Source organism: Paraburkholderia sp. RL17-381-BIF-C (genome assembly GCF_046026435.1).
Taxonomy (GTDB): domain Bacteria; phylum Pseudomonadota; class Gammaproteobacteria; order Burkholderiales; family Burkholderiaceae; genus Paraburkholderia.
Window position 1 is genome coordinate 1 of record NZ_JARESX010000206.1, and the last position, 733, is coordinate 733.

Consider the following 733-nt stretch of genomic DNA (forward strand, 5'->3'; position numbering starts at 1 on the left):
AGCTTCTGGGTCCCGTTGGTTTCAATGCTCAAACAGGCAGGGCTCACAGCCGACTGCGGCGTGTGCAATGAGCGCGTCAGGCTGTGGTTGCGCGACGTCGCCAACGTCCGTGTGCACGGCACTACCAAACGGGTTCCGGCCGAGGTGTTGCTCGAGGAGCGGCCGCATCTTCTTCCACTGCCGGCACCCTACGTGGGACGATCGGTTAGAACGGGCGCGACGCCGCATCAGCAGCCGAAACCGGCATCACGGTACGCGAGCTCGGAGTGGAACAAACCGTTGCAGCACCCGTTGTCGATCTACGACGCGTTCAGCCGCGCACAGGAGGTAAGCGCATGACGCCACAGCTCGAACGACTGACTGTGTTGTGCAAGCAGCTCAATCTGCTGCACTTGCCGACACAGATTGCGCACCTCGGCCAGATGGCCGCGAAACGCGAGCTCGGCTATCTCGACTTCCTCGAACAGGCCTTGAAGGATGAAGCGATGGCACGCGCGGAGCGAATGCGCCGGATGCTGACGCGTCTGGCTGGCTTCCCGGCAATCAAGACGCTTGATGAATTCGACTTCGAATTCGCGCTCGGCGTGCCGAAAGCACTGGTTCTCGAACTCGGCAGTCTTGCCTTTGTGGAGCGTGCCGAGAATGTCGTGCTCCTCGGACCCAGTGGCGTTGGTAAAACCCATCTTGCTGTCGCGCTTGGATATCGTGCAACGCAGGCCGGGTTTCGCACCCG

General features: G+C 61.4%; 1 protein-coding gene and 1 pseudogene. Both read left to right on the forward strand.

Translation table 11 applies throughout. From position 1 onward, the window contains the following. A pseudogene (locus tag P0D70_RS36705) lies at positions 1–339 on the forward strand (IS21 family transposase); the annotation flags it as partial. Then, the coding region (locus P0D70_RS36710) for an ATP-binding protein (RefSeq protein ID WP_408188124.1) at positions 336–733 on the forward strand (398 nt) is incomplete at its 3' end. The pseudogene P0D70_RS36705 and the gene P0D70_RS36710, both read left to right, overlap by 4 nt.